Origin of the sequence: Flavobacterium sp. GSB-24, from assembly GCF_027924665.1 — a bacterium.
Classification (GTDB): Bacteria; Bacteroidota; Bacteroidia; order Flavobacteriales; family Flavobacteriaceae; genus Flavobacterium.
Genome location: NZ_AP027043.1, coordinates 5,153,571 through 5,169,426, shown reverse-complemented (window position 1 = coordinate 5,169,426; position 15,856 = coordinate 5,153,571). Strand labels below are relative to the sequence as shown.

At 33.9% G+C, this 15,856-nt stretch carries 11 protein-coding genes; 6 read left to right on the top strand and 5 right to left on the bottom strand.

The window, feature by feature from the left end:
• Positions 1 to 119: 119 nt before the first annotated feature.
• The 5 genes from QMG60_RS21790 to QMG60_RS21770 all read right to left on the bottom strand — a co-directional run bounded on the left by QMG60_RS21790 (position 120) and on the right by QMG60_RS21770 (position 5,672).
• Positions 120 to 626, bottom strand: a complete 507-nt coding sequence (locus tag QMG60_RS21790; protein WP_281866399.1) for a hypothetical protein — start codon at positions 624 to 626, stop codon at positions 120 to 122.
• Between the two features lie 66 nt (positions 627 to 692).
• Positions 693 to 1,883: an AGE family epimerase/isomerase gene (locus QMG60_RS21785; protein ID WP_281866398.1), complete on the bottom strand. Its 1,191-nt coding sequence runs from the start codon at positions 1,881 to 1,883 to the stop codon at positions 693 to 695.
• 6 nt (positions 1,884 to 1,889) lie between these two features.
• On the bottom strand, positions 1,890 to 3,080 hold the full coding sequence (locus tag QMG60_RS21780; RefSeq protein ID WP_281866397.1) for a glycosidase: 1,191 nt from the start codon (positions 3,078 to 3,080) through the stop codon (positions 1,890 to 1,892).
• A 28-nt stretch (positions 3,081 to 3,108) separates the two neighbouring features.
• Positions 3,109 to 4,497 carry an MFS transporter gene (locus QMG60_RS21775; protein WP_057116847.1) on the bottom strand — a complete coding sequence of 463 codons (1,389 nt, stop codon included), beginning with the start codon at positions 4,495 to 4,497 and terminating at the stop codon, positions 3,109 to 3,111.
• Positions 4,498 to 4,535: 38 nt separating this feature from the next.
• Positions 4,536 to 5,672, bottom strand: a complete 1,137-nt coding sequence (locus QMG60_RS21770) for a glycosyl hydrolase (RefSeq protein ID WP_281866396.1) — start codon at positions 5,670 to 5,672, stop codon at positions 4,536 to 4,538.
• A 306-nt stretch (positions 5,673 to 5,978) separates the two neighbouring features.
• Between QMG60_RS21770 and QMG60_RS21765 the strand changes: the two genes are divergently transcribed.
• The 6 genes from QMG60_RS21765 (at position 5,979) to QMG60_RS21740 (ending at position 15,348) form a co-directional block, all read left to right on the top strand.
• Positions 5,979 to 6,857 (top strand): AraC family transcriptional regulator, encoded by an 879-nt coding sequence (locus QMG60_RS21765; RefSeq protein ID WP_057117015.1) that lies wholly within the window; start codon positions 5,979 to 5,981, stop codon positions 6,855 to 6,857.
• 317 nt (positions 6,858 to 7,174) lie between these two features.
• Positions 7,175 to 10,366 carry a TonB-dependent receptor gene (locus QMG60_RS21760; RefSeq protein WP_281866395.1) on the top strand — a complete coding sequence of 1,064 codons (3,192 nt, stop codon included), beginning with the start codon at positions 7,175 to 7,177 and terminating at the stop codon, positions 10,364 to 10,366.
• Positions 10,367 to 10,377: 11 nt separating this feature from the next.
• Positions 10,378 to 11,976 (top strand): RagB/SusD family nutrient uptake outer membrane protein, encoded by a 1,599-nt coding sequence (locus tag QMG60_RS21755; RefSeq protein ID WP_057116844.1) that lies wholly within the window; start codon positions 10,378 to 10,380, stop codon positions 11,974 to 11,976.
• 17 nt (positions 11,977 to 11,993) lie between these two features.
• Positions 11,994 to 13,049: a hypothetical protein gene (locus QMG60_RS21750; RefSeq protein WP_281866394.1), complete on the top strand. Its 1,056-nt coding sequence runs from the start codon at positions 11,994 to 11,996 to the stop codon at positions 13,047 to 13,049.
• 89 nt (positions 13,050 to 13,138) lie between these two features.
• Positions 13,139 to 14,371, top strand: coding sequence for a glycoside hydrolase family 27 protein (locus QMG60_RS21745; RefSeq protein ID WP_281866393.1), 1,233 nt, complete (start codon positions 13,139 to 13,141; stop codon positions 14,369 to 14,371).
• Between the two features lie 11 nt (positions 14,372 to 14,382).
• Positions 14,383 to 15,348 (top strand): glycoside hydrolase family 5 protein, encoded by a 966-nt coding sequence (locus QMG60_RS21740; protein ID WP_281866392.1) that lies wholly within the window; start codon positions 14,383 to 14,385, stop codon positions 15,346 to 15,348.
• Positions 15,349 to 15,856 lie beyond the last annotated feature (508 nt).

Below are 15,856 nucleotides of genomic sequence, written 5' to 3'. Positions count from 1 at the left end.
TTTAAGGAGCTGTTTCCCGCTATCCGCTGTATCTTTTATGGTGAACCCCACCATAAAAGGATGCCGCTTCTATCAGGGCTAGGACTTTACGTTACTTTAGACTTTTTTATTTATCTCGTTTAAGGATTTCGTTTTAAAAATTCTTCTTCAGAAAGCGTTGTTATTTTAATATCATCAAAAAATACAGTACCGTTAGTTTGGGCAAGAGCGAGCATTATCCTAATCTTTTTAGCATCTGCAGGAACCTTTATGGCTTTTTTGTAATTGATCCAGCTTGTGGTACCTTTTGCATTGCCAATTAATTCAGAACTGATTTTCTTTTCAGCATCAGTTGTAAATTCAATAATTACAGCGGCAGCTTTGTAATCTTCTTTTTGGATTTCTACACCGTCGGTTTTCATCCATGCACTGCATTCGATTGCAAAAGTATTTCGCGGAATTGAAACAATTTGATCAAAAGCCCTCCATTCTGCACCAGTATATTGATTAATAAGCGCACCATTTTTTCCAGATTTTTTATCATACGTAGAAAGCGCACCATTTTCTTCGCCTCTCCAATTTACAAACTCGTATTCGAAACCTGCATTTTTTATAAGATTTGTTTGCGCAACTATTATCGTGGTCATGAATAATAAAATAAAAAGAAAAAAATGTTTCATAAGCGACTGTAAATTAGAGTTAAATCAATAAAGTTATTCTTTAATACGCTGTATAAGTTCCAGACAGGCTCGGCCATTATGATAAGGACATTTCCAGAATCCGGCTTTGTCTTTTTGCATTAAAGAATAATCATCAAAAATTCCCCAAACCCATTCTCCGTTTTTCTGATCGAGAATATGTTTTTTTATGAATTTCCAATTTTTGTAAACAATGTCCAGATATTCTTCTTTTCCAGTTAATTGGTAAGCGTTGTAAAAACCAATTAAAGCCTCCGCTTGCGGCCACCAATGTTTTTCGGCAATTAATTTATTTTTCTCTGGATCAAATTCGTACCAGAGACCGCCGTCAGAATCAAGTCCTTCTTTTGTAACTTCAGCAATTTGAACGGCGTATTTTTTATAATTTTCGATCAGTTTTTCATTGCCCGAAATTTCTGCACACTGCTGTAAAAGCCAAGCCGCTTCAATGTCATGGCCGTAAGAAACAACATCTGGTTTTTCAATCCAATTTTCGTTGAAAAATAAACGTAAATGACCAGTTTCAGTGTTAATGAAATATTTCTCGATTGTTTCTAATAATTCAATAATATCTTCAAGCAGTTTTTCATCTTTCCAGACTTTGTATAAATTTACATAACCTTCAATAATATGAAGATGCGTATTCATAGTTTTCTTTTCATTCGCATCTTTTGCACTCAAACGTAAATCTTCAATTGGCTGCCAATCTCTTGTAAAAGCTTCAAAATAACCTTTGTTTACAGGATCGTAACTGTGTTCTTGAATTTTTAGATATAAATTTTTAGCAATTTCTAGAACTTTTTCGTTTTTTGAAATCACATAATATTCTGACAATCCGTAGATTGCAAATGCTAAAGCATAAATTTGATTTTTGGTGTCTTTTGGAGTTTTATCCTCATTAATGCTCCAAAAAAGACCGCCAAATTTTGTGTCATAAAAATAAGCACTGAGAAATTCAAATGCTCTTTCTGCCAATTTTTTGTGGTTTTCGTTTTTTGTGGTTTGATAACTGGCAGAGAAAGTCCAAAGAATTCGGGCGTTTAAAACCGAACCTTTTTCTGCATTTTCAATTCTTTGATCATTAAAATCGATCTGACCTGCAAAACCGCCATTTTGCTCATCAACAGTATGTTCTGACCAATATTTTAAAATGGAATCAAGTTCTGAGGTGAGTTCAGATTTTAAAAGCTTTCTTTGTAATGACACGATATATTAAATTGCGTTGTTTCTTTCGATTTGATCAATAATAGTCTGTACAGAACCTGCGGAAATAAAGGTGTCTGCTGGTGCATTGGTAACATAATCAACTAATTTATCTACAGTTGAAACCGCTACGTGCATTCTGGTATCTGAAGAGGCATAATATACGTAAACAGTTCCGTCATTATCTTCAATCCATCCGTTAGAAAATAAAACATTCGAAACGTCGCCGACTCTTTCAATTCCTTCTGGTCCCATAAAATGTCCGGCAGGAACGTGTGTAACTTTTGTGATATCATTCAAATCTGTCATGAACATATACAAAGTGTAGCGTAAACCTGCAGCAGTATTACGAACGCCGTGTGCCAAATGCAGCCAGCCTTTTGAGGTTTTGATAGGAGCAGGGCCAAGACCATTTTTCAATTCATAAATAGTATGATATTGTTTTCCAAAGATGATTTTTTCTTCTTTAACAACAGGGTTTGTCATGTCTTCCACATAACCTAAACCAATTCCACCGCCACTTCCAACATCAATGAAACCATCTTGAGGGCGTGTGTATAAAGCGTATTTTCCGTTTACAAATTCTGGATGTAAAACAACATTTCGCTGTTGTCCTGTATTAGAAATTAAATCCGGAAGCCTTTCCCAGTTTACTAAATCTTTTGTACGGACTATTCCAGCATTGGCTACAGCCGAACTTGTATCGCCTTTTGGTGCTTTTGGATCTTTTCTTTCAGTACAAAAAATACCGTACACATAACCATCTTCATGATGAATCAAACGCATATCGTATATATTTGTGTCTGGTTCTTCTGTTTGCGGAATTACGCAGGGTTTGTCCCAAAACTTGAAATTATCAATTCCGTTTGGACTTTCGGCAATCGCAAAAAAAGATTTTCTGTCAATTCCTTCTACACGAACTGCTAATAAATATTTGCCGTTCCATTTCATTGCACCAGCATTAAAAGCAGCATTTATTCCGATTCTTTCTTGCAGGAAAGGATTTGTTTTTTCGTTAAAATCAAAACGCCAGTTCAACGGAATGTGCGCAGCAGTTACTACAGGGTTTTTGTAACGGTCATAAATTCCGTTTCCAGCAGCTTCCTGAGGTGCATTTTTTTGTTCAAGAAGTGTTTTATGTTCTTTTTCTAATGCCGATTTTCTTTCTTGAAAAATGGCTGAAGATGTTATCGTTGTCATATTAATTGATTTCGGTATCTGTACTAATTTATTTTTGGTCTCGTTTTTGGTTTAAATCTTGTTCAATTGTTTGAAGTTTTTCTTCAGATAATGGGTAAAATGCTATAAAAGCTACTGATATTCCCGCGGCAATTGCCGGAAGTATACTCAGCATTAATTGAATTCCGTTTTGAGCGGTTGCAGTTTGTTCTACATTTGCTTGAAAACCATAATATCCTAAAAGCCATCCAGCTCCTGCGCCTCCAATTGTCCATCCAAATTTTTGCGACATTGAAGATGCAGAAAATACCAGTCCTGTAGCTCTTCGTCCTTGTTTCCATTCAGAATAATCGGCACTGTCTGCGTACATTGACCAGATTAATGGAAAAATACAGCCTGCACAAATACTTATTAAAACTTGGAAAATCATGATTAAGAAAATGTCTTCTTTTCCGAATAAATAGAAAATCAAACTAAGAATTGCTGCCAGTGCCATTGCACCAAAAAAGGTTTTCTTTTTACCAATTCTATTTGCAATTGGCGTCGCTGCGATCACTCCGATGATGTTCGCTGCTTGTCCTAAAACCAAATATATTGAGGTTGGAGTCATATGAAAATCGGTTCCGAAAAGCGAAAAATCGAAGTTTATACTGCTGCTTACATAATATTTGAAATAATAAACCGCAGCACCATCTCGAATTGAATTGAAAACTAATGCGCCAATTCCAGCTCCCAGTAAAATCCACCAAGGTCTATTTTTTAGGAGGTCTTTTAAATCCTCTTTTAGATTGTTTTGTTCGTCTCCAATTGGTTGTACTCTTTCTTTTGTAAATGCAAAACAGGCCCAGAAGAATATAGTTGTAATTAATCCGAAAACGGCAATTGTTGTCAGCCAGCCTGTTTTTGAATTTAAGTTTCCGCCGAAGTAATTTACCAAAGGTTCAATCAGCCAAAGTGCCAAAAGACTTCCTCCAAAAGCAAAAACCATTCGATAAGATGAAAGCGTGTTTCTTTCTTTTCGATCAGAAGACATTACGCCTAGAAGGGATGCATAAGGAACATTGATTAAAGAATAAATCATCATCATTAAAGAATAAGTCACATAAGCGTAAATGATTTTTCCTTTTTCGTCAAAATCTGGGGTATAAAAAGTCAAAACTCCAATCACGGCAAATGGTATGGCGACCCAAAGTAAATAGGGTCTGAATTTTCCCCACTTACTTTTGGTTCTATCAGCTAAAATTCCAACGATTGGATCAAAGCAAGAATCCCAGATTCGGGTAATTAAAAACATGGTTCCGACTATAGCAGGCGCTAATCCGAAAACATCGGTGTAGAAAAACAACAGATACATGCTGAAAATTTTCCAGAACATAGATGAAGCAGCGTCTCCAAGACCGTAACCTATTTTTTCTTTTAAACTAATTTTGTCGTGCATTAGATTTTTTTTAAAGGTTGTAATTTAAATTTGGGCAGTTATTTTAATTTTTTTTGAATATCTTTTTCAAATATAGTTTGATCTAGATTATAAAAATCGACAAAATCTTTTTCACTTACTTGTCCTGAGAAAGGTGCGTAATAATGCATTTTTTGCTCTTTTTCCTGCCAGCCGTGATTTCTCCAAAGTAACACATAAGAAATTTTATAATCTCCAATTGCTTTTAGTAAAGTTCCTGTCCACCATTTTGGGTCTGGAACAGCTTCATAACCAGCTTCGGCCAAAGCTATTATTTTATGTTTTTTAATGTTGATTTCATTTAAGATTTTAAACTGATTTTGAACTTCGGCAATAAATTTTTCTCCATTTGGATCGTTGCTATTTTGGTAAGAGTCAAAACTTAAAATATCGGCGTAATTATCTCCAGGATAGTTAGCTAAAAAATCTGCTTCACTTCCAAAACCACCTGTGTTGTAAACGTAAATTAAATTGTGAACACCTTTCTTTTGTAGATAATCAAAGGTAAATTTCCAAGCCGTTTTAAATTCTTCTGGAGTACAGTTTCCTTTTCCCCACCAAAACCATCCGCCGGTAAGTTCATGAAAAGGTCTGAAAAGTATTGCAATATTTTTGCCGTTTTTATCTTTTAAAGACAAGAAAAATGTGGCTGCTTTATCTAACCAAGAAGTATATTTTTTATGGTTTTCGGCTCCTGGCAAAATGGTTTTTAAAGAGTTTGGAGTATGATCCCAAGCATCTTTTCCTGTTGCGGGATTATCAAAATGCCAGCTTATGGTTGAAATTCCGCCTCTTGCATTGGCTTCAATAATGTATTGTTTCATTTTGGCAAAAGGAACGCCGTCAATATTGTTTGGTTTGTCATTTTCCAAACCTGCAATATCCCAGCCATATACAGCTGGATAATCGCCCGCTACATCTTTTACATCACTTCGACCGTCTTCATATTTCCATTTTACGCCGTAAGCCAAATCATCTTGATGACCAAAAAGAAAACCTTTTTGAGATAATGTATTTAGGTTTTTATAAAGTGTCTTAGTTTCTGTAGTTGCTTTTTTATCTGAAAGTGACAAATTAGTATTATCTATACTTTTTTGCGCTATGCATGAACTGGTAAGTACTGTTACTGTCAAAAGTGTCAAAAAGTGTTTTTTCATTGCAGATTAGTTAGTTTGTTTTTTCGGCTAAAAGCAAAATAAACAAGTGGTTATGGTTTGGAAATAGTATTGATTTTTCTATCAAAAAATCATTATGTTTTTATTGTTAAAATTATTAAAACTATAAAAACATATTCAATTAAAAATGATTAATGTTTATTATTAATGTTCTTTTTAAAGAAATGATAATTTATTTTTTCAAAGATAATTGGATGATTATAGTAGAATTAATATTATTTTATCAATTATATATCATATTATTGCAGTCAAAAAACAAAATATTACGTTACTAATAATAATTCTGAGATGGGGACTACGAAAAATTTTTATAGAGAAATTGCGCCGCTTGCTGCTAGCGACAGCTTTTTAGTTTTTGACCGAGTTAAAGACAGCTTTGATTTTCCTGTTCATTATCATCCGGAATTTGAAATTAATTTTATTTTAAACGGAAAAGGTGTCAAGAGAGTTGTGGGAGATAATATTGAAGAAATTGATAATATCGAACTCGTTTTAATTGGTCCAAATTTATATCACGGCTGGGAGTTGAGTAAATGTACCAGTAAAAAAATCCATGAAATAACGATTCAGTTTCATAATGATTTATTTCATGAATCTTTATTGTCTAGAAGAATTATGAATCCGATTCGTGATATGTTTAACAGATCTATTCATGGAATTCTTTTTTCGAAAAAAACTGCAGAAGAATTAACGCCAAGACTTGTAAGGCTTTCGAAACTAGACGGAATGGATTATTTTTTAGAAATTACCTCTTTATTATATGATCTGGCAAATTCTAGAAATCAGCGTCTGCTTTCGACTTATACAGTTGACTATGATACTTTTGATGACTACGATAAAATGAAATTGGTCTACGAATATGTGCAGAAACATTTTGCTGAAAAAATTACTTTAGAAGACGTGGCAAATGTGGCGAGTATGTCTATTATTTCTTTTAATAGATTCATTAAAAAACGTACAGGTAAAACTTTTGTCAATTATATAAATGATATTAGAATTGGTTACGCTGCTCGCTGGCTGGTAGAAAAAGATATGAGCGTTTCTGAAGTTGCGTTTAAATCTGGGTTTAATAATATTGCCAATTTTAACCGCAGTTTTAAAGCGACGAAAAATTGTACTCCGAGTCAATACAGAGAAGATTTTTCTGGATTGAAACGTATTTTATAGTGATACTTTTTTGTCACTAGTAAATATTATTTTTAACGAAATCGTTTGATTTTACGCTTTTTGTTGATTTTTATATAGGTATTAGGTTCTTTTTGAGGATTGTTGTTGCGAATAATTTAATTTTTATATGGTTTTATTTTCATATGTGTTTTTTTAATCGCTTAAAGTAAAAATATTATCATTAAATGATATAATATTATCGATTTGATAATTCTCTCTGTTATAGATTTGTTAAATAATTTAAGAGTTTGATATACCAGGCTTTTTGATCTCTTAGATTGGCAATAAAACAAATTTAAACTAACCAAACACTTATTATGAAAAAACTAATGACTAGCTTCATTCATTGGAAGGCTGACCACAGAGCTGTTCCTTTGATATTATTTTTGTTACTGACCAGTAATTTTATTACTGCGCAGGTAAAGGTTTCGGGGACGGTATCTGATGAAAAGGGATTATCTATCCCAGGGGCAAACGTATCAGTTGCAGGTTCTAAAGCAACGGTTTCTACTGATTTTGACGGTAAATATTCTATCGATGTTCCTGCAAATTCAACTTTATTGTTTTCTTTTATCGGATTTGCTACGCAGAAGGTTGCTGTAGATGGTAAATCGACTATAAATGTAATTTTAAAATCAAATGCTGAAGATTTAAAAGATGTAGTTGTAATTGGTTACGGTACTCAAAGGAGAAAAGATGTAAATAGTGCTATTTCTAGTGTTGCGGCAAAAGATATTGAGAACCTAAAAGTAGCCTCATTTGACCAAATGCTTCAGGGTAAAGCTGCCGGGGTAGTTGTAAATAGTAACTCTGGAGAGCCGGGAAGTAATGTTTCTGTAAGGATTCGTGGGGTTTCTTCTTTAACTGGTACTAATGAACCTTTGTATGTAATTGATGGTGTGCCTATTTCTGGTGATGCGAGAAACTCTTCTACTTCTGGAAGAAATGCAGCCGGAGATTCTAACTTTTCAAACAACGGAAATATTACTGTAAGTCCATTAGCGCTTATTAACCCAAGCGATATTGAGTCTATTGATATCTTGAAAGATGCTTCTGCTACTGCAATTTATGGTTCACGCGGAGCAAATGGAGTTATCATTGTAACTACTAAATCAGGGAAAAAAGGTACTGGGAAATTGTCTTTTGAAAATTCATATTCAATCAGTAATCTTCCTAAGAAACTGCATTCTATGAATTTGCAGCAATATGCTACTCATCAAAATGCTTTGGCAGATGTCTACGATCCGTCATCAAAACGTCCAGAATTTGCTCATCCTGAACTATTAGGAAAAGGTACAGACTGGCAGGATGCTATTTATGAAACAGGATTAATGAGTTCTAATCAGTTGTCTTTTTCAGGCGGAAAAGAAGGGATTAACTATTATATCTCTGGAGGTGTTTTAAATCAAGAAGGTATCGTAATCGAATCTGGATTTAAAAGATACAATGTTAGAGCTAATATCGATGCTAAGGTAAACAGCTTTATTAAAGTTGGTATCAATGTAAGTGGTGCAATTACAGATGAAAAACTTACACTGAACGGACAGTTTAATGGAGTTGTAGCTACTTCTCTTTTGGCGACTCCAGATGTGGCAGTAAGAGAATTGGATGGTGCATTTGCTGGACCAACAAGTGGTATTTCATTTGTTAATCCTGTTGCAACCTCTTTATTAGGTTCAAATACATTAGTAAGAAAAAATTATTCTGGAAATTTTTATACTCAAGTTGATATTCTTAAAGGTTTAGAATATCGTTTTGAAGCGGGAGGGTATATCTACGATAATTTAGGACAACGATTTGATCCTATGTATTCTTTGGGTAATGCGGTGAAAAATTACGCTAATCTATATTATAATCCATCTTCTGGTAATTCATGGAACTTAAAAAACATGCTTACTTACAGAAAGACAATTGATAAACACAATTTTACAATTTTAGCTGTTCAAGAGTCAAACAGAGCACATTGGGAAGGATATTCTATGGAAGGAAATGGTTATAAAGACAATAGTAACCAGACACTTGCTGGAGGTGATTTAGCGAAAGCAGTCCTTAAAAGTACTTATTCTGGAACTCAAACTTTATCATCTTATTTAGGAAGGGTGGTTTATGATTACGCAGATAAATATGGTATTTCTGCTGCGATTAGAACAGATGGATCTTCTAAGTTTTTCGTAGGAAATAAATGGGGTGTTTTTAGTTCTGCCAGCGGTTCTTGGAAAATTTCGAATGAATCTTTCATGGAAAGCACTAGAAAATATGTTGATAATATCAAGTTAAGATTTGGATGGGGACAAACTGGAAACAATCAAATCGGAAATAACTTGTACGATTCTAACCTTCACGTAGTGGTAAGTTCTATGGGTACTTCTTATCTTCCTTCAAATACTCCAAATAAAGATTTGAAATGGGAGACTCAGGATCAAACGAACTTAGGTTTAGATTTTACTTTGTTTCAATCCAAATTTACAGCATCGGTTGATGTTTATAAAAAAGTGTCTAAAAACTTCTTGTATCAGGTTCCGTTGCCAAATTATCTTTCTGGAGGCGGTGATTATGAAGGTGGTGTAAATCCTCCATATTTTAACCTTGGAAGTATGCAGAATAAAGGTATCGAGGTAACTCTTGGCTATCATAATAAATTCTCAGAAAACTTCTCTTGGGATTCTAGTTTGAACTTTACCAAGTATGAAAATAAAGTTACAGACATGGCAGGTTTAAATATTATAAAAACAACTAATACACTTGCTTATAGTACTGTAAGTGTTTCAAGAACGCAGGAAGGTCTGCCGATTGGTTCGTTTTTAGGATACGAAGCTGTAGGGATTTACAGAACTGATGAAGATTTATTAAAATACGGACATGTTGACGGTTCAGGAAATAGAGTAGTCTTAAAAAACGGAACAAACTCTTTATTGCCGGACTTTGTAAAAGGTGATGTTATTTATAAAGATTTAAATAATGATGGTAAAATCGATCAAAACGATTTAACGAATATTGGAAATCCAAATCCAAAATTTACTTACGGTTTTACAAATAACTTTAAATATAAAAATGTCGATTTATCGATTTTCCTTCAAGGAACTGCAGGAAATAAATTGCTGAATTTAACTCGTGCATCGGGAACGATGAATAGTAACTTGGGAACTAATTATTTAACAGAAGCTGCCGATTTCTATTCTGCGAATAACTTAGATGCTTCGCTTCCGAAACCTTCTAGTTACGATCATATCAATAATGCCGTTTCTACCCGTATGATAGAAAATGGTTCTTATTTAAGAATTCAGAACGTAACTTTAGGATATTCGTTGCCATCGGATATAATTTCAAAAATCAAACTAACAAGATTGAGAATTTATGCTTCTGGACAAAACTTATTCACTTTTACAAAATACAAAGGTTATGATCCTGAGGTTGGTGCTTATAACCAGGATGCATTAATGTCTGGAATTGATAACGGACGTTATCCTGTGCCGAGACTAATTTCTTTTGGTTTTAATGTTGAATTTTAATAAAAAATAATATGAAAAATATATATAAAAGAGGCAGCGTAGGTTTTATGGCGTTATTGATGTTGTTCTCATCCTCTTGCTCTCAAGATTTTATAGATGTTCCTGCAGAAGGAAATCCTACAATAGGAAGTTACTATGATTCTGACGAAAAACTAGACAATGCGACCAACGGACTTTATGGTTTAGTTTGGTTTAATATGAATAAAGAGGGTTTTTACGGTATTACAGATGTAATCTCTGGTAATATGTATGCCGATATTTATAATGACTTTGGAAAATTTACAGATTTGAGTTTTACCAATACATCAAGATATATTTCAGATTCTTGGAGATCTTGTTTTGGAGCTATTGCAAATTCTAATGCTTATATCAGTAATTTACCGCAGAGTGTTGGTCCGAATGTTAGTAAGGAAGCTTTGAATAATACATTAGGAGAATGCCATTTTATTAGAGCATTTTCTTATTTCTTCTTGGTAAGATTATGGGGAAATGTGCCTATTATCGAAAATAATGCAGACTATTCTAAAAACTACGTTATTCCGAGTAATCCAACTGAAGATGTTTACAAATTCATCGAAAATGATTTAAAATTTGCGATTGCTAATTTGAGAACAAAAAACAGAGGTTCAGATTATGCTGCGAATGCGCATGTATCAAGCGGTTCTGCAAAAGCAATGCTTGCAAAAGTTTATTTATATCAAAAGAAATATGACTTGGCAAGACAAATGGCTCAGGAAGTAATTAACAGCGGTGAGTTTAAATTGTTAGGAGGTGATGAATTACCGACTAAGTCTTTTGCCGACTTGTTTTTGCAAAAAAACAATAATAACGAAGAATCTATTTTTGCTTGGCAATGGACAGGAACTGGAGGGTATTTTGATGGTAATTTCACCAATACATTATTTGCTCCAGAAAACAGATTGGTAGAAACAACGTATTCTGGACAAATTGCACCATCTCAAGATTTAATTAAAAATGTTTTTGAAAATGGAGACAGAAGAAGAATTGAGACTTTTATGCTTCCTGGGGATTTCTATCCAAATTTAACTTACGCCAAAACACTTGATCTAGGTGCTCCAAAAATTCTGGGTTATACTTTTGAACTTCAGTACGAAGCTCAAAAATCTGGTGCAGGATTGAAAAAATATGTTATCGGGAAAGAAAATCTCCCAATAACAGGAGCGTTTAATCCTGTAAATAATGGAGAAAGTAGCATGAACAGCTACATGATGCGTTATGCAGAATTACTATTAATTCATGCTGAAGCAATTTTGGGCGGACAAACAGGCAGTACATCAGATGCACAAGCGCTTCAATCTTATAATGCAGTTCGTAAAAGAGCAGGGCTTGCACCAAAATCAGTTATAACATTCGATGATATTTTTAAAGAAAGACGTGCTGAGCTGGCGTGCGAAGGAGATTATTATTTTGATTTAGGTCGTTTACCTTTTGAAAAAGCAAAAGCGATTCTAGAAGCACAAAATAGAGGAAACAGAGAAGCTGAAAAACATATTACAATCTCGGCAACAAATCTTTTATTACCTTATCCAGCTGACGACTTGACTAAAAATCCAAAATTGACAGAAGTAGTACCATATACTTTTAAATAATTTTAAAAATATAAAACATGAAAAATTTAAAAATTGTTTCATTAGCAGCATGCCTTGCATTAATAGTATCATTATTGCTTTTTACTTCATGCTCTAACGATGATAATGCAGATGCTTCCAGCGGAGGACCTGTAATAGAATCAGTAATGCCTTCGGGATATAATCTTGACGGAACTCTTAAGCCGCTAGAGCCAGTAACATTAGTAGATCCGAAAAACTATTATGTTATTCACGGAAAAGGACTTTTGGGTACTACAAAAGTGTATTTTAATGATTTTGATACTTATTTTAGACCAACTTTTGTAACCGATACTGATATAATTGTTTTGGTAGATGAAGCGACTCCTTTTGCGAATGCTTCGAATAAACTAAAAGTTGTTACAAAAAATGGAACAGCAGAGTTTGATTTAATGGTTGCGCCTCCAGTGCCAACATTTAGCGGTTTTAATTATATAAATTGTGCAGAAGGTGACGAAGTAATTATAAAAGGTAAGTATTTTCTAGATCCTATTGTTACGCTTTCAGCAACTCCAACACAGCCTGCTGTTCCAGTTGAAGTAATATCATCAACTTTAGAGCAGGTAGTGGTTAAAATTCCTGCCAATGCAGATCATAGATATTTGGCTGTAACCAATATTTCAGGAACAGCAGTTTCAAAAGAAGCAATTGGCACAGCGCTGTATGATGATAAACTATATGGAATGCAATGGGGTGGACCTTGGGCAGGCAAAGGAGTTAATTTTGATTTTGGAGGAGATTCCTATCAAGGAGAAAAATCTTGGCAGTGGGAATTTGCTGGCTGGGACGGTGGAAACTGGGGCTTTAATTTTGATATGACGCCATATAAAGCCTTTAGAATTGCTGTAAAAGGAGCTAAAAATGGACAAGTGAACTTTAATTTAAATGGAGGGCCAAACTATGTAATTCCAGTTACAACAAGTTGGGTTTATATGGAAATTCCGCTGGATAAATTAGGAAATCCATCAAGTATTACAATGATTACATTCCAAGAGTCTAATAATGACGGCGGTAATACTGTTTTGTTTGACGATTTAGGATTTGTATTAAAATAAACATTTCTGTTTTTTGAGTTAGTTTTGTGATATTCCCTAATTTTCAATTAGGGAATATCTTTTTTGTATATCTTTTAAATTCATTGAGAATGAAGAAAATAATTTTAATGCTGACTTTGAGTGTTTCCAGTTTTGCTTTAGCTCAAGGCAATACACATAAACAACAAGCCGGAAAATTTGAAGGCCTTGCAATGACTCCGCCAATGGGCTGGAATTCGTGGAATACGTTTGCAACGAATATTGACGAAAAATTAGTAAAAGAAACTGCTGATATAATGGTTTCTTCTGGTTTAGCGGCTGCCGGTTACAATTACATTGTCTTAGACGATGGCTGGATGACACACGAACGTGATGTAAATGGTGATTTAGTTCCTGATCCACAAAAATTTCCAAACGGAATGAAATCACTAATTGATTATGTACATGGTAAAGGATTAAAATTCGGATTGTATAATTGTGCAGGAACAAAAACCTGTGCAGGATATCCAGGAACAAGAGGTTATGAATATCAAGATGCTCGATTTTATGCCAAGCTTGGAATCGATTTCTTAAAATACGATTGGTGTAATACCGAAGGAATTACCGCTAAAGAAGCCTATACAACAATGAGCAATGCGTTAAAAACAGCTGGAAGACCAATTGTTTTTAGTCTTTGCGAATGGGGCGATAATCAGCCTTGGGAATGGGGAAAACCAGTTGGAAACCTGTGGAGAATTTCGGGAGATATCTATCCTTGTTTCGACTGCGAATTCAAGCATCCAGAAAATTGGTCGTCTTGGGGATTTATGAAAATTGCCGATATGCGAAAAAACATTCGTAAATATTCTGGCCCAGATCATTGGAATGATTTTGATATGATGGAAGTTGGAAACGAAATGAATGATACAGAAGATAAATCGCATTTTGCAATGTGGTGTATGTTGTCGTCTCCATTATTTACAGGAAATGATTATCGAAAAATGTCTAAAGAAACACTGGCAATTTTGACCAATAGGGAGTTACTGTCTGTTAATCAAGATAAGCTTGGAATTCAAGGATTCAAATACACTGTTTTAGATGGAGTAGAAGTGTGGGTAAAACCGCTTTCTGATGGAGCTTGGGCAGTTAGTTTTATCAATAGAACTGAAACTTCAAAGAAAGTTAATTTTGATTGGGATAAAAACAATTTCAAAGATGCCGATTTCGGATATGAAGCGGATTTTAATAAGACGACATTCAAAATAAAAGATCTTTGGAAAAATAAAGAAGCAGGAAATACTAAAAAAGCATTTAGTGCAGCAATTGCTTCGCATGATGTTATAACTTTAAAACTAATTCCTTAAAACTTAATATTATGAAGTTGAAGCTTTGGTATGTCACTTTTTTTCTTGTAATGTTTGGCAGTATTTCGAATGCACAATTTGTAAAAAAGCATGGTCAGTTAAGTGTTCAGGGAACCCAGCTTGTAGATAAGAACAACAATCCTGTTGTTCTTCGCGGACTAAGTTTTGGCTGGCATAGTTTATGGCCTCGATTTTATAATGAAAAAGCAGTAGCCTGGTTAAAAAAAGATTTTAATTGTAATGTGGTTCGCGCTGCAATGGGTGTAGAACTCGGAGATCATTCTTATATTAATAATCCGCAGTTTTCTAAAGAAAAAGTAGAAGCAGTTGTAAATGGCGCCATAAAATCGGATATCTATGTAATAATAGATTGGCACAGTCACAATATCAACTTAAAAGAGGCGAAAGTATTTTTTGAAGAGATGTCAAAAAAATATGCTAAGTATCCTAATATTATATATGAAGTATTTAATGAGCCAGATCATGAAACTTGGTGGGAAGTAAAAAATTATGCAGAAGAGGTAATTAAAGTCATCAGAGAGAACGATCCTAATAATATTATACTCGTTGGCTGTCCGCATTGGGATCAAGATATTGATCTTCCTGCCGAAGACCCAATTACAGGTTATACTAATATAATGTATACCATGCATTTTTATGCTGCCACACACGGAAAAGAATTAAGAGACAGAACAGACGCGGCAATCAAAAGCGGACTCCCCGTTTTTGTTTCAGAATCAGCAGGAATGGAAGCATCAGGAGATGGACCTTTAAACTATCAAGCTTGGCAGGAATATATAGATTGGATGGAATCTAGAAAGATAAGCTGGATTACTTGGTCGGTATCTGATAAAGATGAAACTTGTTCAATCCTAAAGAAATCAGCTAAATCTGAAGGGAAATGGCAAGACGAAGATTTAAAAGAATCTGGACTTAAAGTTCGAGAATATTTAAGAAAGTATAATAAGGTAGACTAGAAAATAATTGTCTGTTTAAAAAGAGCCTGTTCAAACTTGAGCAGGCTTTTTTGTTTTTATGAACTTTTTATTTAAGCATTTGAGCTTGTAAAAGTGATGATAAAGGTGGTTTTCCTGATTTTATTTTTTGTAAGAATTAGTTTCGCTGGTTTTCAACTGTTTTTTAATTGATACGAGAATATGACTTTTGTTCTTTTTTGTGTTGTTTTTGATTAACACCCCCTTTTATTTTGGGGTTGTTTTTTTTTTAAGGTTACTTTATAATCGTTTTATGTCAGTTTTTAGCTTTGTTTTTTAATCAAACCCTGTTTTTTTAATTGTTTTACTTGAAATTCTGTTGTTGAATTTTCAAAAAAAAATATCGATAAATGTCAAATAACGATTATTGTTAATTTAATTTTTGTAATCCGTAATTCTTCGTCTAAAACGTCAAAAAAGTACTTTTGAATTATTCTACTCATACAAAAGTTAATAAATTCGCTAATGAAAATGATGATGTTTTAGAGGG

What these genes read in the sequence shown, in the direction of transcription:
- QMG60_RS21750 (WP_281866394.1), top strand. Translation starts at nt 11,994, where the DNA reads ATGAAAAATTTAAAAATTGTTTCATTAGCAGCATGCCTTGCATTAATA.
- QMG60_RS21790 (WP_281866399.1), bottom strand. Translation starts at nt 626, where the DNA reads ATGACCACGATAATAGTTGCGCAAACAAATCTTATAAAAAATGCAGGT.
- QMG60_RS21755 (WP_057116844.1), top strand. Translation starts at nt 10,378, where the DNA reads ATGAAAAATATATATAAAAGAGGCAGCGTAGGTTTTATGGCGTTATTG.
- QMG60_RS21745 (WP_281866393.1), top strand. Translation starts at nt 13,139, where the DNA reads ATGAAGAAAATAATTTTAATGCTGACTTTGAGTGTTTCCAGTTTTGCT.
- QMG60_RS21765 (WP_057117015.1), top strand. Translation starts at nt 5,979, where the DNA reads ATGGGGACTACGAAAAATTTTTATAGAGAAATTGCGCCGCTTGCTGCT.
- QMG60_RS21760 (WP_281866395.1), top strand. Translation starts at nt 7,175, where the DNA reads ATGAAAAAACTAATGACTAGCTTCATTCATTGGAAGGCTGACCACAGA.
- QMG60_RS21770 (WP_281866396.1), bottom strand. Translation starts at nt 5,672, where the DNA reads ATGAAAAAACACTTTTTGACACTTTTGACAGTAACAGTACTTACCAGT.
- QMG60_RS21780 (WP_281866397.1), bottom strand. Translation starts at nt 3,080, where the DNA reads ATGACAACGATAACATCTTCAGCCATTTTTCAAGAAAGAAAATCGGCA.
- QMG60_RS21740 (WP_281866392.1), top strand. Translation starts at nt 14,383, where the DNA reads ATGAAGTTGAAGCTTTGGTATGTCACTTTTTTTCTTGTAATGTTTGGC.
- QMG60_RS21775 (WP_057116847.1), bottom strand. Translation starts at nt 4,497, where the DNA reads ATGCACGACAAAATTAGTTTAAAAGAAAAAATAGGTTACGGTCTTGGA.